Annotated in this window: 15 protein-coding genes and 1 tRNA gene; 7 read left to right on the plus strand and 9 right to left on the minus strand. The window is 60.5% G+C overall.

Annotation, left to right across the window (positions count from 1 at the left end):
* Nucleotides 1-22 precede the first annotated feature (22 nt).
* A complete protein-coding gene (locus JNJ45_06815) occupies nt 23-1,747 on the plus strand; it encodes a hypothetical protein (GenBank protein MBL8048378.1) in 1,725 nt (574 codons plus the stop codon).
* On the opposite strand, the gene JNJ45_06820 is transcribed toward JNJ45_06815, so the two are convergent.
* The 5 genes from JNJ45_06820 to JNJ45_06840 all read right to left on the minus strand — a co-directional run bounded on the left by JNJ45_06820 (nt 1,744) and on the right by JNJ45_06840 (nt 7,548).
* Nucleotides 1,744-2,217 carry a DinB family protein gene (locus JNJ45_06820; protein MBL8048379.1) on the minus strand — a complete coding sequence of 158 codons (474 nt, stop codon included), beginning with the start codon at nt 2,215-2,217 and terminating at the stop codon, nt 1,744-1,746. The genes JNJ45_06815 and JNJ45_06820 overlap by 4 nt on opposite strands.
* Before the next feature lie 4 nt (nt 2,218-2,221).
* Nucleotides 2,222-2,578 carry a hypothetical protein gene (locus JNJ45_06825; protein MBL8048380.1) on the minus strand — a complete coding sequence of 119 codons (357 nt, stop codon included), beginning with the start codon at nt 2,576-2,578 and terminating at the stop codon, nt 2,222-2,224.
* A 74-nt stretch (nt 2,579-2,652) separates the two neighbouring features.
* On the minus strand, nt 2,653-5,502 hold the full coding sequence (locus JNJ45_06830) for a ribonucleoside-diphosphate reductase subunit alpha (protein MBL8048381.1): 2,850 nt from the start codon (nt 5,500-5,502) through the stop codon (nt 2,653-2,655).
* Nucleotides 5,503-5,512: 10 nt separating this feature from the next.
* Entirely contained in the window at nt 5,513-6,592 is a 1,080-nt protein-coding gene (locus tag JNJ45_06835; protein MBL8048382.1) for a ribonucleotide-diphosphate reductase subunit beta, read from the minus strand.
* A 242-nt stretch (nt 6,593-6,834) separates the two neighbouring features.
* Complete coding sequence (locus JNJ45_06840) at nt 6,835-7,548, minus strand: L,D-transpeptidase family protein (protein MBL8048383.1); 714 nt, start codon at nt 7,546-7,548, stop codon at nt 6,835-6,837.
* Between the two features lie 45 nt (nt 7,549-7,593).
* Between JNJ45_06840 and leuB the strand changes: the two genes are divergently transcribed.
* Nucleotides 7,594-8,661, plus strand: coding sequence for a 3-isopropylmalate dehydrogenase (leuB, locus tag JNJ45_06845; protein MBL8048384.1), 1,068 nt, complete (start codon nt 7,594-7,596; stop codon nt 8,659-8,661).
* Between the two features lie 7 nt (nt 8,662-8,668).
* On the opposite strand, the gene JNJ45_06850 is transcribed toward leuB, so the two are convergent.
* The 3 genes from JNJ45_06850 to groES all read right to left on the minus strand — a co-directional run bounded on the left by JNJ45_06850 (nt 8,669) and on the right by groES (nt 10,289).
* Nucleotides 8,669-8,744 (minus strand) — tRNA-Cys (locus JNJ45_06850).
* A gap of 37 nt (nt 8,745-8,781) precedes the next feature.
* Nucleotides 8,782-9,984, minus strand: coding sequence for a bifunctional 3,4-dihydroxy-2-butanone-4-phosphate synthase/GTP cyclohydrolase II (locus tag JNJ45_06855; GenBank protein MBL8048385.1), 1,203 nt, complete (start codon nt 9,982-9,984; stop codon nt 8,782-8,784).
* An 11-nt stretch (nt 9,985-9,995) separates the two neighbouring features.
* On the minus strand, nt 9,996-10,289 hold the full coding sequence (gene groES / locus JNJ45_06860) for a co-chaperone GroES (GenBank protein MBL8048386.1): 294 nt from the start codon (nt 10,287-10,289) through the stop codon (nt 9,996-9,998).
* Nucleotides 10,290-10,397: 108 nt separating this feature from the next.
* On the opposite strand from groES, the gene JNJ45_06865 reads away from it, so the two are divergent.
* Nucleotides 10,398-10,778 carry a RidA family protein gene (locus tag JNJ45_06865; GenBank protein MBL8048387.1) on the plus strand — a complete coding sequence of 127 codons (381 nt, stop codon included), beginning with the start codon at nt 10,398-10,400 and terminating at the stop codon, nt 10,776-10,778.
* Nucleotides 10,778-11,689, plus strand: a complete 912-nt coding sequence (locus tag JNJ45_06870; GenBank protein MBL8048388.1) for a quinate 5-dehydrogenase — start codon at nt 10,778-10,780, stop codon at nt 11,687-11,689. Before JNJ45_06865 ends, JNJ45_06870 begins: the two co-directional genes overlap by 1 nt.
* Here the strand turns inward: JNJ45_06870 and JNJ45_06875 are convergent.
* The gene (locus tag JNJ45_06875) at nt 11,616-12,206 is read right to left on the minus strand and encodes a phosphatase PAP2 family protein (GenBank protein ID MBL8048389.1); all 591 of its coding nucleotides are present in this window, start codon (nt 12,204-12,206) and stop codon (nt 11,616-11,618) included. The genes JNJ45_06870 and JNJ45_06875 overlap by 74 nt on opposite strands.
* A 29-nt stretch (nt 12,207-12,235) precedes the next feature.
* Between JNJ45_06875 and JNJ45_06880 the strand changes: the two genes are divergently transcribed.
* The 3 genes from JNJ45_06880 (at nt 12,236) to JNJ45_06890 (ending at nt 19,592) form a co-directional block, all read left to right on the plus strand.
* Nucleotides 12,236-13,840, plus strand: a complete 1,605-nt coding sequence (locus tag JNJ45_06880; protein MBL8048390.1) for an acyl-CoA dehydrogenase family protein — start codon at nt 12,236-12,238, stop codon at nt 13,838-13,840.
* The gene (locus tag JNJ45_06885; protein ID MBL8048391.1) at nt 13,841-16,465 is read left to right on the plus strand and encodes a hypothetical protein; all 2,625 of its coding nucleotides are present in this window, start codon (nt 13,841-13,843) and stop codon (nt 16,463-16,465) included. It abuts the gene before it with no gap.
* A 67-nt stretch (nt 16,466-16,532) separates the two neighbouring features.
* Nucleotides 16,533-19,592 carry a hypothetical protein gene (locus JNJ45_06890; GenBank protein ID MBL8048392.1) on the plus strand — a complete coding sequence of 1,020 codons (3,060 nt, stop codon included), beginning with the start codon at nt 16,533-16,535 and terminating at the stop codon, nt 19,590-19,592.
* Nucleotides 19,593-19,598: the final 6 nt, after the last annotated feature.

Below are 19,598 nucleotides of genomic sequence, written 5' to 3' on the forward strand. Positions count from 1 at the left end.
GATTTTAGTCTAATCTTGTTACGTGATTTACCGAATTGAGGTTGAGCCGCCGGCACAAATTGTCAATCTCAGCACGGGTGTGGCGACGCCTCTTCGCGGTCATGCGGCGCTGCTGGTGGCGCTGGCACTCGCGCCCGAACCCCTGCGGCGCGACGACCTCATTCGGGCGGTGTGGCCCGACACAGAAATGGAGGTCGGCCGCAACCGCTTGCGAGTCGCGCTCAGCAAGTTCCGCGCGAGTCACCCGGGCCTCGTTGTCGCCGAAGGCGATCGTCTCGGGCTGGGAACCGACGCGGAATGCGCCGTGCTGCACCTCCCTTCGGCGCTCGGCGATATCGAATCGGCCGTGGATAACGAGCAGGAACGCCTGGCGATTGGCCAGACCCTGCAACGCCTCGGTCCGATCAGCGAAATCGTGGCGCGGGTGTTCCCTGGTTACGAGAGTCTTGCCGTCGAGCTTGCCACTAGGTATCTCGAAGTCATTCGCAGCGACGCCGATCAGGGGATTCCTCACGCTCTATTTCGTCCGTTGCTGGCGACGCTCGCGGGGCAGGAAAGCTTTGTTCTGGCTTACCTCGACGCGGCCATCCTCGCCGGGGAAGGCGCGGTGGCGTGGGCTGCGCTTCGACCGCACCTGGTCGGCGACCGCCTCACCGCCGCGATTCGTGATCGCGGCAAGGTGGCCTCACTTCCCGCCGATCGCGAGGGGGCGGCCTACGGCACGGAGGAGCAAACACTGCTACTCGCGTTGCTGAAAACCCTGGAGGACTCGCGGCCCGATCTCCTCCGCAGCTTGCTCGGCTCGCCGGAATCGCTGCTCCTCTCGGGCAAGCATCCCCGCGCCATGCACGACCTGCTGGAGCGGGCCACGCGCGACGAGCCGAAAGACCACGACGAGACGTGGCAGCGATGCATGGCGCGCCTCACCGGCCTGAAAGCCTGGCTCGGCGATGCCGATGGCGTGCTCCAGAGCGCGCCGCGCGTGCTCGCGCATGCCGAGAATCCGCTTATCCTGCGGGCGGTGTGGAACACCATCGCCGTCGCCCATTCGCTCAACCGCAATTGGGCGGAAGCGCAGTCGGCTCTCGAAAAAACGATTGACTACGCTCGAGCCGCGGACCGGCCGATTGACGTTTTGACCGCCCAAGGTAACGGCGCGTTCTTCATGATGCAGCAAGGCGAGTACCGCCGCGCCTACGCCGAGTACGAGCGATTGCAGGCTGAAATGGGCAAAGTGGGCACCAACCAAGCCAAGTTTGAGCTCGCGCTCGGCATCGGGCATCAGGCATTCATCCCAATGTTCGAACGCGATTGGCCGAGCGCAGAGGGTCACTTTGCGCACGCCATCGAGATCCGCAGCGCGGCCGGCTCGGAAGTGCAAATGGGGTTGCTCCAGCTCGGATTAGCCTGCTCGCGCATGATGCAAACGCATACAACTGAGGTTGAGAGCCTGACCCGCGCTGGCTTACGCGATGCCTTTGGCGCGGCGAGCGTCCGCTCGATTCAGACCTCGTTGGAGATCGTGGCCGTGACCCTCTGGGGTGCCGGCGACCCGCTTCTGGCGTTGGGGATCGTGGAGTGGGTGACCCGCTGGCGCAGCGAGACCCGCTGCCCGCGCAGCTTCGCCGAGCAAAGTTGGGTCGACCAGATTCCGGCGGGCCAATCCGAGCCGCTCGACGCCAACCTGACCGCGCCCGAGGTCGGTCGGCTCGCGATGCGGCGCCTGCGCCAACTAATCCGCGCCTAGCTCATCCAGTGCCAGGTGTCGTCGCCGAGCAGGGTCTGAATGAAGTTCACTTGCCCCGCGTGATAGAACATGTGCACGACCATGAACCGAACCTGCTCCACGGTGTTCGTGGGGCCGTGCTCATTCGTCACTTCAGCCAGCATTTGCTCCTCGCTCATCGCCTCCAGCGTCGCCAACACGCCCTGAGACGAGCGCTCAAAGTTGCTGATCACCGCCTCCTTGCTCGTGAGCTCGTCGGGCGCCAACACCCAAGTGCCCGGTGCGAACGGCCAATCGGGAGGATTGTCACCCCTGACGGTGGCCGCGATGTGGTCGTTCACCAGCGTGACCTCGTACATCATGTCGGCCACGGTGCGGGCCTTCTCCGCGAACTTTCGATGCATCGCCTCCTCCGGTAAGGCGTTGAGGTCCTTGAGCAGCAGAGTGTAGATGTTGGTGAAAGATTTGATGGCCTTGGCCTGGGCGTCCATGGGCTCACTTTACCCAGCAGTTATATCCCGCTTGTAGCAGTTCCGCCAGGGCGGACCGCTTAATCAGCGGGAGTCGCACAATAACGGCGGGATAGCTGTTGTAGTGATCGTCGTCCACCCAATACGGTTGCGCCTCGGCGAGTATCGCCGCCTTCACTTCCAGGTTCGCGACCCGGATCGCCAGCACCTCGCGGTTCGGGATGCGCGCCTTTTTGGGGTGAAACCGCTCAAGCCACGTCCAGGCGTAGCCTTTCACCTTGCCCTTGACCGGCACGCCGACCGAAAACTGCTCCGCCAAATGGTCAATCTCGCTCCCGGCAAGCCCTTCGCAAATCTCAATCACGTCAGCCAGGCTTGTCATGCTTTCACGTTACCCGGCACAACAAAAGTGGCCACCCCGAAGGGCGGCCACCATGAGATAAGAACAACCAAAGACTATTGACAAGCTTCGCAGATTTCGCCATTGCGCATGGCTTCGATGCTGCACGCTTCCTTTTCTTCCGGCGTGAACACCTGCTTCTTCACGCTCACCGTGGCCTTCTCGATGTTCGAGGCGCCCAACGTGCGGAGGTAGTAGGTGGTCTTGAGGCCGGTGTGCCAGGCTCGGCGGTACATGTGCGAGAGCGCCTTCATGTCGGGCTCACCCATGAACAGGTTCAGCGATTGCGACTGGTCAATCCACTTTTGGCGACGGGCCGCGGCGTCGATGATGGCCTCAAACGGTACGCGGAAGGCGGTGACGTAGCGATCCTTGATCTCTTGTGGAATCTCGCTGATCCCTTCCAGTTCGCCGTCGAAGTACTTGACTTGATCAATCACGTCGGGCGTCCAAAGGCCAATCGCCTTGAGGTCGTCCACCAGGAACGGGTTCACCACGAGGAAGTCGCCGGAGAGGTTGCTCTTGGCAAACATGTTTTTGTACATCGGTTCGATGCACGGCGAGGTGCCCATGATGTTGGCGATGGTCGCCGTCGGAGCGATCGCGAGCACGTTCGAGTTGCGCATGCCCTGCTTGGCGATCTTATCGCGCAGAGGCTGCCAATCGAGTTTGCCGCCACGCGGCACTTCGACCGGTTCGCCGCGCTCGGCTTCCAGAATGTCCAGCGTGTCCTGCGGCATCAGGCCGCGATCCCACTTGGAACCTTTGTACGTCGAATACGCGCCGCGCTCGGCGGCGAGGTCGCTGCTGGCCTCGTACGCATAGAAGGCGATGGCCTCCATGAACTCGTCGTTGAACTCGATCGCTTCTTCGCTGGAGAAGCCAACGCCCTTGCGATAAAGTGCGTACTGCAGACCCATCACGCCGAGCCCAATCGGGCGGTGACGCATGTTGCTGGTCTTGGCGGCTTCCGTCGGATAGAAGTTGATGTCAATGACGTTATCCAGCGCGCGAACCGCGACGCGAATGGTTTCGCGAAGCTTCACGTGGTCCAGATCGCCCTTCGGCGTCAGGTGCGTGTCCAGGATAATGGAGCCCAGGTTGCACACCGCGGTTTCCTCGGCGTCGGTGTTGAGCGTAATTTCCGTGCAAAGGTTGCTGCTGTGCACCACGCCGACGTGATCCTGCGGGCTGCGCACGTTGCACGGATCCTTGAAGGTGATCCACGGATGGCCCGTTTCGAAAATCATCTGGAGCATGCGCTTCCAAAGGTCGAGGGCTTCGATCTTCTTGCCGTAGATTTCGCCGCGCTCGGCCATCTCTTCGTACTGCAGATACTTCTCTTCGAACGCCTTGCCGTACAGATCGTGCAGATCGGGCACTTGACTGCTTTGGAAAAGCGTCCAGAAGCCGCGAGCTTCCATGCGCTTCATGAACAGGTCCGGAACCCAGTTCGCGGTGTTCATGTCATGCGTGCGGCGACGATCGTCGCCGGTGTTTTTTCGAAGCTCCAGGAAGTCGAGGATGTCGCTGTGCCAGCTTTCCAGATACGCGCAGCCCGAACCTGCGCGCTTGCCGCCTTGGTTCACCGCGACCAGTTGGTCGTTGTGCATTTTCAGGAACGGAATGACGCCTTGGCTCTCGCCGTTGGTGCCCTGAATGTAGGCGCCGGTGCCGCGCACCGCCGTCCACGATCCGCCCAATCCGCCGGCCCACTTGGAGAGCATGGCGTTTTCGGCGATGCCCCGATTGACAATCGATTCCAGTGAGTCGTCGATCTTATACAGGTAGCACGAGGAAAGTTGCGAGCGAAGGGTGCCCGAGTTAAACAGTGTCGGCGTCGAGTTGCAGAAGCGGCGCTCTTTGTAGAGACGATACAGTTCGATCACGCGTGCTTCGCGGTCGCCCGGCTCGGCCTTGAAGAGACCCATGGCGACGCGCATCCAAAACATCTGCGGCGTCTCGAGGCGGCGCGTGTGACCGGTGCTCTTGTCGCACATCAGGTAACGATCGTATAGAGTTTGGATCCCGAGGAAATCGAACGCAAGGTCGGCAGTCGGATCGAGCTCGGCGGCGAGGCGAGCGACATCGTATTCCAGCATGTCCGGCGAGAGGCGCGAAAGTTCTACCGCCGCCGCAAGATACGGCTGGAACGCCTCGGCGTGGAGTTGCTTGAGCTTGCCAACGCCGTCACGGACGATGTCCCAGCCCAGGCATTCTTCGTAAATGTAAGTCAGCAGGATGCGGGCGGCGAAGAACGCGAAGTCCGAATCGCGCTCCATGAGCGACTTGGCGTTGAGCGTGATGACCTTGCGGATTTCGCCGATGGTGATGTTTGATCCCATCGAGCGGCGGAGTTCTTGCTCCAGATCGAGCGTGCTCAGCGTCAGGTTGAGGCCCTGGCTCGCGAACTCGATGCGATTGCGCAAGTCCGCGCCGGACCAGAAGAACGAGGTGCCGTCCTCATCGATCGCTTCAACTAAGGCGAAAATGGACTCAGCTTCGACCTCGGCGACCGGCTGCTCTTGCTCGCGCAGGAAGGTCCGCCGCGCGCGGTAGACGATGTAGCTTTCGGCGACCTTAAAGTGGCCGGCGCGCATGATCTCTTCTTGCACGAGGTCTTGCACCATTTCGATGCTGATGACCTCTTCGCCGAGGCCGCGGACGCGGTCTTCGACGGCGCGAGCGACGTCCACGGCGGGTTCGGAATCGAGTTCCAGCGCCAGAAACGCCTTGCGAATCGCGACCTCAATCTTGTTGGTATCCCACTCCACAATCATGCCGTTGCGGCGCGTAAGGCGCGGCGTCGGGCGCAGTTGGGCGGGTTGATGCGGGCGAGCCGCGTCCAGCGACGGCTCTACAGAGTGGTCAATGTCATCAAACAAGTTAGAAGAAGAGTCTTTCATGAGTTCAAGATTAAAGTTCGTCATCGCTTACGGCCGCCAAGGCAGAGGATTTTTGGTATTCAGTCACGCGACCCTCAAAGAAGTTCTGTTCCTTGCGCACGTCCATGAGCTCGGCCAACCAGGGTAGGGGGTTCTTAATGCCGGGGTTCATGGGGTTCAGGCCCACACCTTCCAGTCGCCGATCCGCGATGTATTCGATGTACTGCGAAAATTCATCCGCATTTAATCCTACTCCACCAACCGGTAGACAATCGTGTATGAATTGCTTTTCTAGCGAAACTGCTTCGCGCATGAGATCCGTGAGCTCGCTGCGGAAAGCGGGTGTCCAAATGTCGGGGTTTTCGTCGATGAGGCTCAGGAACAGTTGGCGGAAGAGATCAATGTGATTGCTCTCGTCGCGCAACGTGTAGCGGAACATCTGCCCGATGCCAGGGAACTTGCCCTGCCGATAGAGCGACAGGATCATGCCGAAGAGCCCGTAAAATTGCGTGCCCTCCATGCACTGACCGAACACGAAAATGTTCTTGGCCAGCTTTTGCTTGTTTTCCAGCAGAGTCCAGTCGAGGTCCCGGCGCAGCGATTGGCTGATGCGGGTGACGAACTCGTTCTTGCGTTTGATCGTGGCAATGTCCTCAAACATCGCCTCGCACTCGTGCGGATTGATGCCCAGGCTCGAGATCATGTAGAGCAGCGAGTCGGCGTGGATGTTCTCCTCATGAGCGTGGCGGCCTAAAACCAGCTTCAGCTCGGAAGCAGTCACGGCTTCGCGCACCACGTGCAGAATGTTGTCGCCAACAATCCCTTCGGCGGCGGAGAAATAGCCGATGCCCATGCGGATGATCCAGCGGTCGACGTCGGTCAGAGCGCGATCGCTGCGCCACTGCTCAATGTCCTTTTGCATCGGGATGTCTTCGGGCTCCCAGTGGTTCGCCTTCATCGTGCGATAAAGGTCGTAGGCCCAGTGATATTTGAGCGGAAGCAGATTGAATGTCATGGTCTCGCGACCATTGATGACCTTCTTGGCGTGCAAAGCCTCCTTCGCCTTGGTTTCATCCAATTCGAACGTCCTTCCACCAACTTCAAACTTCACATTCATACATTTGCCTCAAGCACTGCGTGGACAATTCGGCCACGCGACGGCCCTAAAATTTCGTGACATCCAAGGAGGAACCGCAGTTCCGAATCGGAGTCGGACAATGCGGGCCACGTCAATCAAACCTCGCTTTTGCGGGCGGCTGATTACCAAAAGGGAGGACGCCACCCTGAGGAAAAAAGTACCAAAATTTCGCGGGGAAATTCGGTGGGAAAAATTTGATTTTTGAATTCGAATGATCAGTCTTTCACCAATGCATAGCCGTCTCGGGTTACCTTCACGCGGGGGACCAGAAACGACCGGTTGAACGCCGCCTCGACGGGTTGAAGTTGCCGCCAAAACGCGGCCCACTTGGGTTGAGACTTCGCCGCGGCGGCAAGGTTTGCGGCGGTCATGCGGAACGGGAAGATGTGGCAGCTCACCGGGTTCTTCCCCGCTCGCCAAGCATCCGCGACGAGCGGATAAATCTCGCGAATCTTGGGGTCGGTCATGGCCAGGCACCCGATGCTCTTGGCGTCGCCATGGATAAAAATGTCGCCGCCCGGACGAGCCGCCCCCACCTCCCGATCGTAGGCGTTGGGATAGTTGAGGCCGATGCTCAAATAGAACTGGCTCGCCGGGTTCAGGCGATCCACTCGATAGATGCCCTCAGGCACCTGGCGATCGCCTTCCTTGCGCTTGGGTCCCAGTTCCCCGCTCGCCGCCGCGATGGCGTAGGTTCGATACAGTTTGAGCGGCCCATCGGCGTTCCCAACCCAAAGCTCCAGTTCCCGTTCCTGTTTGTAGGCCCGTAAAAATACGCGCGACGCCGGGAATTCCACCTTGAGCGCCTTCAGTCTCGCGTTTGTCGTTTGCGTCCACTCCCGCCGGGCCCGCGCTACGCGCTGGTCAGGCGTTTCCGAGCTGGCGGCGCACCCAACCGCGAGCATCGCCACCAGGGCAACTTTTCCCATTCTGCTTAAAGTCTACATCGGCAGTGGCGGTGCCACAATAGACGCATGGCATTTAAGGTTGCTGTGTTGGGTGGGGATGGCATTGGCCCCGAAGTTGTGGCCGAAGCGGTGAAGGTGTTGCGCGCTGTTCGCACGGACATCGAATTCGCACCGGCGCTGGTGGGTGGCGCGGCGATTGACGCCGTGGGCACTCCGCTGCCCGATGACACGCTAGCGCTCTGCCGCGAAAGCGACGCGATTCTGCTGGGCGCGGTGGGCGGTCCGCAGTGGGACAATCTGCCTTCGGCGCAGCGACCCGAAATCGGGGCTCTGCTCAAGCTTCGCGGCGAACTCAACTTGTTCGCCAACGTCCGCCCGGCCAAGGTCTTCCACTCGCTGCTGCAAGCAAGCCCGCTCAAAAACACGGGCGGCACCATTGATATGGTGGTGATTCGCGAGCTCACCGGCGGCATCTACTTTGGTCAGCCGCGCGAGCGTCGCGAAAACGGCACCGTCGCCATCGATACCTGCGTCTACGCGCGCCACGAAATCGAGCGCATCACCGATATCGCGTTCCAAATTGCGCGCCAACGCAGCAAGCAGGTGTGCAGCGTGGACAAGCAAAACGTGCTGGAAACCAGCCGCCTGTGGCGCGAGGTGGTGAGCGAGAAGGCCGCGCAAAACCAGGACATCAGCGTCAGCCACATGCTTGTGGACAACTGCGCCATGCAGCTGATTCGCGATCCGCTTCAATTCGACGTGATCCTCACCGAGAACATGTTCGGCGACATTCTCTCCGACGAGGCTTCGATTCTCACGGGCTCGCTCGGTCTGCTGCCCTCGGCTTCGCTGGGCGAACTCAAGGCGACAGGTGTGTTCGGCATGTACGAGCCCGCGCACGGCTCCGCGCCCGACATCGCGGGTCAGGGACGTGCCAACCCCATCGCCACGATTTTGAGCGCCGCGATGATGCTCAAGTACACGTTCGGCGACGATACGGGCGCGAACCGGATTGAGCAGGCGGTAGACGCCGCGCTCGAGAGCGGAACCCGCACAGCAGACATCTTCGAACCGCAGTGCAAGCTGGTTTCGACCAGCGACATGGGCGACGCGATTATCGCGCACTTGAAGTAAAGAAAATTGGAGGCGACGAGCGGATTCGAACCGCTGCGTAAAGGTTTTGCAAACCTCCCCCTTAACCACTTGGGTACGTCGCCGGTGCTGAAAATATACCTGCTCGCGGGCTGAGCTAGCTTAGCCGGGGAGCAGGTGACCCAGCTTTTCCTTCTTGGTCGAAAGGTATTTCTGAGTGTGTTCGTGCGGCTCGCAAACGATCGGCACGTGCTCGGTGATTTCGATTCCGAAGCCCGCCAAACCTACCAACTTCTTGGGGTTGTTCGTCATCAGACGCAGCTTCTTAACGCCGAGATCGGCCAGCACCTGCGTGCCCAGACCGTAGTCGCGAAGGTCGGCTTGGAAGCCAAGGGCGATATTCGCCTCGACCGTGTCCAAGCCTTGATCCTGCAATTCGTAAGCACGCAGCTTGTTGATAATGCCAATGCCGCGACCCTCTTGCGCGATGTACAGCACGACGCCGCGACCCTCGGTCTCGATGGCGGTGAGCGCCGCCGCGAGTTGGTCGCCACAATCGCAGCGCAGCGAACCGAGCAGGTCGCCCGTAAGGCAGCTGCTGTGCACGCGGCCCAGCACGGGCTCACCGTTGGCCACATCGCCCTTGACAATCGCGATGTAGGGCGTCGGCTCAATCGTGGTTTCGTAGGCGTAAAGCTGGAAATGTCCGAACTTGGTCGGGAAGTCAATCGGCCCGGCTTTGCGCTCGACCAGGTTTTCGGTGCGGCGACGGTAGGCGATGAGGTCGGCGATCGTGATGACCTTGAGGTTGTGCTCGGCGCCGAACTTGAGGAGCTCGGGCGTGCGCATCATCGTGCCGTCGTCGTTGAGAATCTCGCAGCCCACCGCGACCGGCTGAAATCCCGCCAGAACCGCGAGGTCCACGCTGGCTTCGGTGTGACCCGACCGGCGCAACACGCCACCCTTTTCGGCTCGAAGCGGAATCACGTGACCCGGGCGACCGAGGTCGTTGGGCTTGGCGTTGGGGTCGCAGAACACTTCCACCGTGCGGGCGCGATCATGCGCACTCACGCCGGTTGTCGCGCCGTGCAACGCGTCCACGGTTTCGCCCATCGCGGTGCCATGACGCGCCGTATTCGACTTGGTCATCATCGCGATGCCAAGCTCGGTCATGCGCTCTTGCGTCGTGGGAATAAAGGGCACCCCGCGGCCATAAGTGATCATGAAATTCATGGCCTCGGGGGTGCAGGTTTCGCCCGGCATAATGAGGTCGCCCTCATTCTCGCGGTCGGGATCGTCAATGACGATGATCATGCGGCCCTGCCGCAATTCAGCGAGCGCTTCTTCGATCGTGGCGAAACTCATTGGTGCAGGATTTAGCTCAGAACGGCGTAGACTTGATCCTCGTCCAGGATCGTGTAATCCCGACCGTCGAGGTTCACTTCGTTGCCACCGTACTTGCTGAAAATGACCTTATCGCCCACCTTGACGGTCAGCGCATTGCGCTCACCGGTCTCCAAAACGCGACCGGTGCCAACGGCGACCACAGTGCCTTCGGTCGGCTTCTTCTTGGCCGCATCGGGAAGGTAGATGCCACCGGCAGTCTTGTCTTCGGCGGTCGAGAGTTCAACGACGATCTTATCTCCAAGGGGCTTAAGCGAAATCGACATAGTGTGTTCCATTGGGCGGCAGTTAGCAGTCTGCGTGCCCATTTGCTAAATTTTACTACGCCGGGAGGTCCTGCGTCAACTCACCAACCGCTTAGGTATCGTCTCTTCATGCCAAAAATTGTGGTCTCCACCGACCAAGCGCCGGGTGCTATCGGCCCCTACTCGCAAGCCATTCGTTGCGGGGACTTGCTGTTTTGTTCTGGTCAGATTCCGCTGACGCCCGGCGGCGAACTCATCGGCGGCGACGTTCGCGAGCAGACCGAGCAGGTGATGAAGAACATTGCCGGCGTGCTCGGCGCGGCCGGTCTCGGGTTTGAGAACGTAATCAGGACCACGATTTTCCTAAGCAGCATGGACCACTTCGGCGCGGTGAATGAGGTGTATGGCAGCCGCTTCCCGAGCGATCCGCCCGCCCGAAGCACGGTCGCGGTGGCCGGGTTGCCGCGCGGCGTGGACGTGGAAATCGAAGTCTTGGCCAGTTTCTCCTAATGGATCGTAAACGCATCGTCTCGGTTTCGCTCGGCTCGAGCAAGCGTAACAAGTCCAGCGAGGCGACCATGCTCGGGCAGGATTTTCTGCTCGAACGCATCGGTACCGACGGCGACATGGCCGCATTCCAGCGGATGTTTGAGGAACTCGATGGCAAGGTCGCCGCGCTCGGCGTTGGTGGGGCCGACATCTATCTGGTCGCGGGCGAGCGGCGGTATGCGTTCCGGCAGATTCTCAACTGCATCAAGAACGTCAAAGTCACGCCGGTGGTGGATGGGAGCGGCCTCAAACACACGCTTGAACGCCGCGCGATCCATTGGCTGCAGGAATCCGGGACGGTGGACTTTAAGCAAGAACGGGCGTTGCTGGTCAGTGCCACCGATCGCTACGGCATGGCGCAGGCTCTGGACCAGCTTTGCCCGAACGTGGTGTACGCCGACCTCATGTTCGGCGTCGGCTTGCCGATTCCGCTGCGCTCGTATCGAGCGGTCGAGCGGTTGGGGCGGATCGTTCTGCCGCTCATCACTCAACTTCCCTTCAAGTGGGTCTATCCGACGGGGGAAAAGCAGGATTCGCGCACGCCTAAGTTTGCCAAGACTTGGGCCGAGGCGACGTTCATCTGCGGCGATTCGCTCTACGTGCTGCGGTACGCACCCGACCGCTTGGATGGCAAGACCATCCTCACGCAAAGCGTGCGACAGGCGAACCTCGATTGGCTCAAGTCGGCGGGGGTTCGGCGCGTAATCACGACGACGCCGGTGATTGGAGGCGAGACCTTCGCCACCAACGTCATGGAGGCCATGCTCGTGGCGATCCTTGACAAGCCCGTCGCCGAGATTACTGAGGCGGATTACCTGGGGATTCTGGACCGACTGGACTGGAAACCGACGGTGATTGAACTAAACGCTTGATCGCCCACTCGGCCACCAATCCGCCGATGACGCCGCCAAAAATCGCGCCGGCCACCACGTCGGTCGGGTAGTGCACGCCGACATAGATGCGGCTAAACGCCACTAGCGCGGCCCAGACCCAGGCCACAACCCCGAGCCACGCGTACCGAGTGCCCCGCAGCAGCAGCCACAGGGCAACCGCGGTGGCAAAGGCCGCGGTCGTATGACCGCTCGGGAAGCTCGATTCGTAGCTGTAGACGTTTTCCAGCGGGGTCGCCCACTGGTAGTTGCTCGGACGCATTCGCCCCACCAGCTTCATGAGCGGCAACCGCGCCAAACCAGCCGCCGCCGTGGCGAGCACAACCACCCACGCATGGGCACGGGTGCGTGGCCAAAGCAGGGACGGCAAAATCAGCGCCGCCTTGATTGAATCAAGCCCGGAATTGCTGATGAGCATCATGAACCCGTCCAGCCATTCGCGGCGCAGATTGACGTGGATTTCACGAAACAGGTTCGTGTCGAAAACGAAGAGATTCAACGACCCTATTGTGCCGTATAATTCCACCCATGTCCGACGTTCGCGTCATCCATGCTGACTCCGCAATGGTGGGGGGTCACTTTCTTGCCGTCACTCCCTCCGAAATTTTCTGTCCCGAAGACTTTGCCGCCGACGAAAAACTGATGATCCAGACGGCGGAGCAATTCTCGCGCAACGAAGTGTTGCCGCTCGCCGAACGCCTTGACAAGCAAGAAGACGGCCTCATGCCCGAGCTCATCCGCAAGGCCGGCGAACTCGGGTTTTGTGGCATCGACACTCCCGAAGAAGCAGGCGGACTCGGCCTCAGCAAAAACCTAGCCGCGCGCATCCTGGAGTTTCTTAGTCTTAACGCCTCGTTCTCGGTGACGGTCGGCATCACCAGCGGCATCAGCCAAGTGGGCGTGGCCCTGTTCGGCAACGCCGAGCAGCAACAAAAGTACTTGCCTAAACTGGTGATGGGCGAGGAGATTGGGGCCTACTGTCTAAGCGAACCGAACAGCGGTTCGGACGCGCTTTCCATGTCCACCAAGGCCGAGTTTGTCGGCGACCACTACGTGCTGAACGGCACGAAAATGTGGATTTCCAACGCCAAATGGGCGCAGCAGTTTCTGGTTATGGCGAAGGTCAACGACAAGGTCACCGCGTTCCTTGTTGAGCGCGATTTCCCCGGCGTGAGCATCTCCCGCGAGGAACACAAAATGGGCCTCAAGGGTTCGTCCACCGCGCGGGTTGTGCTGGAAGATGCGCGGGTGCCGCGCGAAAACCTGATTTGGGAGGAAGGCAAGGGCCACTATATCGCGTTTAACGCCCTTAATCTGGGTCGATTCAAGTTGTCCTCCATGTCCATCGGCCCGGCCCGCGAGGCCATTGGCTGCGGCCTCCAATACGCGCTCGACCGCAAGCAGTTTGGGCAAGCCCTGTTCGATTTCGGCCTCATCAAGAAGAAGCTCGTCGAGAGCGCGGCCCGCTACTACGTCGCCGAGAGCATGATCTATCGCACCGGCGCGCTCATTGACAGCGCATTTGACCATTGCAAGACGCTCGACACCGACCCCATCAGCCGCAACCGTCTGGCCGCCGAGGAGTACGCCATCGAGTGCTCGGCTTGCAAGGTCTTCGCGACCGAAGTCGAAGCGTTTATCGTGGACGAAATGCTCCAAATTTTCGGCGGTTATGGGTTCACCGAAGAGTTTCCGCTGGCCCGGATCTACCGCGACGCGCGCATCAGCCGCATCTACGAAGGCACCAATGAAATCAATCGCCTGTTTCTCGCCGACCGCTTACTGCGCCGTGTGAAGGAAGGCAAATCAAGCCTCAATTACTCGGGCGATTCGTTCGTGAATGATCTCGCCGGGCGCGCGCTCAACCTGTGTCTGCCCGATTGGGGTCAGGTCAAAATGGCCGCCCTCAGCGACCTTCTGATGCTGGCCTATGCTCACCAGAGCTCGGCATTGCGGGCGGCCAAGTATCCGAAGTTTGCCGACCTTCACCACTGCGCGAGCAACTGGATCAACGCCGAGGCGGCGGTGGCGTTTGGCACCGCGACGGGCCAAAGCGTGACCATTCCCGCGCCCTTCGAAGTGGATTACAACGGCATCAGCGAGGCGATCGCCGCGGCCAAGGGGCCGCTCTAAATGGACTTTTTCGATGGCGCGCAGAGCGAGCTGAGCGGCAGCCTCATCAGCATGGAGTTCAGCCCGAGCGGCCGGATAACCGAGCTGTGGGCGAGCGACCCTTCCCTGCCCGACGAGGGCGAAGACTTCCAATTCTGCCTCCCGCCGCTGTTCTTCGGCGACGAATCAAGCGAGAACTATCTGCCCGGAACCATCCTTATTGGCGCGCGGACTGACCCCGACGGGCCGTGGATCGTCAGCCGCAACCAATCGGCGCGGAACCCGTTCGGTGGCGAGGATATGGACGAGGACATGGACCTCATGGTCCCGCGCGACAAGGTCGAATTCGAATACGACTTCCCTTTCCTCCCCGAGATTCAGGCGACGGGTCGCTTCTACGAAATCGCCGGCCAAGTGCCGCAGATCGTGTGGGAACTCACGATCAAGAACATCGGCAACAAGTCCATCGAAATCGGCGAACTCGGCTTCCCGCTCGCGCTGAACAACTTTTACGACGGCTTCGGTTGGAGCGACGAACAGCTGCGCAAGCTTTGGAACTCGCGCCTCTACATTCACAAGTTCATCGGCGGCGCGGCCAGTTGGGTATTCGCCCAGCGCATGACCAGCGAACCGCCCGGGCTCTTGGTGTTTCCGGGCGACAACACCGGCTGGGAGTTTTTCGCTCACATCCCGGGCAGCCTCACCACGCCGCACCAGTGGGAAGGCATCCCGGTGGTCTACATCTACAGCCGCGCGACCATTGAGCGCGAGGGCTGGAAGAGCTGGACCAACGACCACACCTCGCTGATTCTTGAGCCCGGCGACTCGCGCACCTTCCAAATGCGGTTTGTGCCGGGCGAGCGCGACAAGGACGACGCGGTGAACTCGACGCTCACGGCGTGTGGCCGTCCCACCGTCAAGCTGTTGCCGAGCGCCGTCGCCCCGACCGACGTGGGCATCGCGATTGAAGTGCAAGGCACCGGAGTGCGCCGGTTCTTCTGCAGCAAAGATGCGATCATCGAAGTAGATAGCGACGAGGAAAGCGGCTTCTGCTTCATTCGCCCCAAAACGCCGGGCCCGGTGCGCGTTTCGTTTGAGGATGGCAAGGGCCGCCTCAGCCATGTGCACTTGATGTTCACCGAGCCGGTCGAGAACTTGATCCGCAAACGTGCGGCTTGGATCGTCGAAAACCAGGTTCACCGCGACCCGAATAGTCAGCTGTTCCACGCGATTTTGCTCGCCGATTGCGCGCGGGCTGAGCGCGTGGTGGATGCCGAGGAGTATCAGGGCGCGAGCGGGGTCGAATGCTCTCTGGCCGATGCGCTCTTCCTCGCGGAAAAGAACACGATCTACCCGGTGCGGGAAGAGATCGAGGCGCTGGATGACTACATCGCCGACTTCCTTCGCGACGACATTCAGAACCCGGGCGACTTCAGCGTCGGATGCGTGCTGCAAGAGGGCGCGACCGCCAGCTATGTGGGCCGCCCGCTTACCTACCCCAGCGTCTTCAACATCTATCACGCGATGTATCGCATCGCCAGCATCTACGGCACCACACGCGAAAAGCCAGGCACGTATCTGCAATGGTCGGCGCGCACCGCCATTGCCTTGTTCCAGTTTGGATGGCGGCACTACGTGCGCACGGTCGGCATCCCCGGCTTTGCCCGTATTGACGAAATTCTCGACGACCTCCAGAAGGAAGGATTGTACGAAGAACTCAACGTGCTGCGCCCACTCGTCGCCGAAAAATCCAAGGAAATGGTTCGGCAGCAGTTCCCCTATGCCGGCGAATCCGTGCTGGATACCAGCGGTTTTGAGGAAGTGTTCGCGGCCGGGCTCCGCGAGCAAAACGACGCGCACTTGGAGCGGACTCTGCGATGCGCGTTCGCCGCGCGCTCTCTGGCGCCAAGTTGGTGGTGGTATGGCAGCGATAAGCGCAGTTGGGACGGCGCGGATTCGACGCCGCTCAAAGCTCTGATTGACCGCGGCGAGGCCTGTTTGGCCCACACCACGATTCCGAACAGCAGCATCTTCTTTCGCCAGCTCGACCGCGACTATGCTGCGATTCCGGAAGCCTATATGCGCCTCGCGTTCGGCGGCATGATGGGGCCGTGGGCGCTGATTCGCTCCGATGGCGCGAGTTCGATGTGCTACACCCCGGACCTCGCCAGCAAGCACCACGGGTACAGCAATTTTACGGGGGCAAGCGGGCTGGGGTACTTCCATTACCTGCGGACGGCGGGTGCTTACGTGCTGCCGAGCCATGTGCAGGGCACGTTCACGTTTGGCTGCCACTTCGAAACCGGCGAAAACTCGTACACCGTCACCCCGTGGGACGGCGTGTTCCAGCTGATCGTGCTGCGCCAACTCAACGCCGAGTTCGAAGTCAACTTCGGCCAAATGCGCCGAGTGGAACTCGACATGCGCAAGCGTTGGGCCAACATCACGATTAAGAATCCGTCTGACCAAGCGGTCAAATTCCGCCTCAAAGTCAAGGGTTTGTGGGGCAACCTGCTGGAGATGGACGGCAAGTCGTACCACTCCAACGAGGGCGTCTCGCACCTGCCCTGCGCGCTGGAGCCATTCGAAGAGAAGGTCATCCAACTCCGCGTAATTTCACTAGCTGAGACGAAACTGCCGCTTTAGGCACCGAACTTGCGGCGAACTAAACTGCCCGAATCTCCCTCTAAAAGGCGGTACTCGGACAGGGAACATGAATTTTCGAACTGCTTTTGCTTCGTTCGCCGCGCTTGTCGCGGCTTTTGCTTTTGGTGGGCCTGAGCCTACCGAAGCCGGTCTTCTCCGGCTGCAACTCACCTACAGCGACGCCAAGCTCGCGGCGCGCTCGATCAAAAAGGAGTTTGGCGGTAAGTTCCACCTGCAGGGCAACTTGCTGCTCATCCGCACGAAGCATGGGTTCGCGACCGCGAAGCGAGTGAAAGCCCTCAAGGGCATCCGCGCGATCACCCCGGTTGCGCCGGCCCCGCCGATTCATGCCAACGGCATCAACAGCGTCAGCCGTGTGCGCGCCGCGATCCACGAATACGAAGCGGACTACTACGTGTACTACCGCTCGACCCGCGGCGACAAGGCCAAGATCGTCGGCGAAATGCCGGGCTGCGATTACCTGGAAGCGTATCTTCACTTCCTGCGCGAACGAGCGAACCCGGGATCGGATAGCGTTGACTTTGCCGCTTACGACATCGCCGAACAGCAGCGCGATCGCATGCCGCGTGGCACCATCGGCGGCAGCGGAATTGGCACCGAACTAGTGGGTAACTGGCAATTTGTCGGCCCGACCAATTTCAGCATCCCCTACCGCACCTATTACGGCCAGTCGCCACTTGGCGGGCGCTTTAACTACGTCGCTTACGACCCGAGCAACACGAATACCTATTACATCGCGGGAGCCCAGTCGGGTATTTGGAAGACGACCGACCAAGGCGTGAACTGGACCTGCCTCAGCGACAATTGGGCGCGCCTGCTCACTTCCTGTATCGTGGTCGATCCGGTCAGCACAAACGTTCTTTACGTGGGGACGGGCGACTACGACGGCGGCCTCGGCAACGGGTTCGGAATTCGCAAATCCACCAACGGCGGAAACACTTGGACCACGATTGGCGTATCCGCGTTCGGCAGCGCGATCATCAAAGACATCTGGATTGACCCGGACGACACGGACCGTCTCATTGCTTTTACCGACCGAACTCAAATCAAAAAGAGCACCGACGGCGGCTTCTCTTGGTCCAACGCGACGACCAACTCGTACAACATCAGCGCCTATTCCGTCGGGGTAAAGGACTCATCGAACGTGCGGGCTCTGTACGCATCGGTCCGTGGTTCTTCGAACTCAATCCTTCGTAGCCTTGATGATGGGGACACGTGGACGGCACTAGCTGGTCCATCGCCCAACACAAATCGGGGCGATGTTGCGGCGAGCAAGATTGACCCCAACACCGTCTACGCGATGGCGAGTAACACGCAATCTATCTATAAGAGCACCGATCGCGGCGCAACCTGGGTGGATATCAGCGCGGGATTCCCGGACGGGAACGCCAGTTTGGGCGCGCAGTACAACTGGTCGCAATCCACCTACGACATGCACATGGAGACCTCGACGAACGGGGCGCAAGATGTCATTTACGTCGGCCTCATTGACGTTGCTCAGAGCCGCGACGGCGGAGCTACATGGCGTGCCTACGGACGCAGTTACGAGAGCAATTCGAACCTGCACAACGATCAGCACAACATGACCGTTAGCCCGGTGAACCCGGAGGAAATTCTGATCGCCAATGACGGCGGTATCTATCGCGGCAACAACTCCAACCAGAACACGTTCACGATTCAATCGCTGAATGCACAACTCGGCGGCACGACGCAGTTTTATCATGCGGCGTATCACCCGACCAACAACACCCGGATGATCGGCGGCACTCAAGACAACGCCTCGCCTTGCGCCAACGGCAACCTTGCAAGCTGGATCAACCCCGGCGCGGGCGACGGTTCATACCACTTTGTTAGCCAATCCAACCCCAACAACCAGGTCACAACGTGGCAATACATGGGCGCCGAGCGCACCACGAATAGCTGGAGTTCCAGTGGCGGAATCTCGCCAAACTTTCCTAGCGGTGACAACGTGGCCTTTATCGCCCCCATTGAAGGCGACCCCACCAACGGCGCTCAGTTCTATGCCGGGAGTCGCTATCTCAACAAATATAGCTTCGGCACGAATAGCTGGTCCTATTCCATCGGGGCGACATTGCTCACAGGGGGGACGATTCGATCAATTGCCGTGGCGCCGTCCGACGGCAACCGGATCTACACGGGCGGTTCGGATGGGCAGGTGTGGATGACCACCAACGGAGGAACTTCCTGGACGCAAATCACGTCGGGCGGTCTGCCGACCGGCAATATCAAAGATATTGCCGTGCACCCGCTCAATCCCGACCACATCATTCTGGTGCAGTCGAGCAGCACCTCAGCCAGTCGCATCTGGCAGTGCACCAACCCGACCGCGGGCGCGGGCCGTGTTTGGACTTCGCGGTCCGGCGCGGGTGCTACGGCCACACCGAACATCTCGCACATGAGCATCTGTCTGGACCCGCGCGCGCCGAGTACGGACTGGTACGTGGCCACCGACGTCGGCGTCTTCATGAGCATCAATGGCGGCGGATCGTGGTCGAACATCACCAACCCGCTCGGTCTGCCGAACCTGCGCGTCGACGACTTGACCTTTGTCCCTGGACAAGGCTATCTCTACGCCGCCACGCACGGCCGCGGAATCTGGCGCGTTGATGCGGGCGGACTTGTCTGGATGATGGCGCTGGAAGGCCCCAGCAGCATGTATGGCGCGAACAGCACCACGTGCCGCGTACGACTGGCGAACCTCGCCCAAACCGGCGGTGCGGTGGTGACGCTGCAATCCAGCGATACGAACTCGGTCACGGTTCCGGCCTCGGTGACCGTTCCGGCGGGCAGCAACACGGCGACCTTTACGGCCAACGCCGTATGGCGACGCGACAACGGCAGCTCCCAGGTAACGGCGACGTTAAATGGCGACACCAAGTCCATCACGATCAATGTCGTGGGCCTGGTCGCCGACATCAATCGCGACGGCACGGTGGATATCGGCGACTACACGTTGCTGGCCGCCGCCTTTGACACCGTGTTAGGTGGGCCTGGCTACAACGCCAACGCCGACCTCAACCAGGATGGCGTCATCGATATCGCCGACTACACCATCCTCGCCCAACAGTTCGATCTCGGCGGCTAAGCGAGA

The organism is Chthonomonas sp. (assembly GCA_016788425.1).
Taxonomy (GTDB): domain Bacteria; phylum Armatimonadota; class Fimbriimonadia; order Fimbriimonadales; family Fimbriimonadaceae; genus JAEURQ01.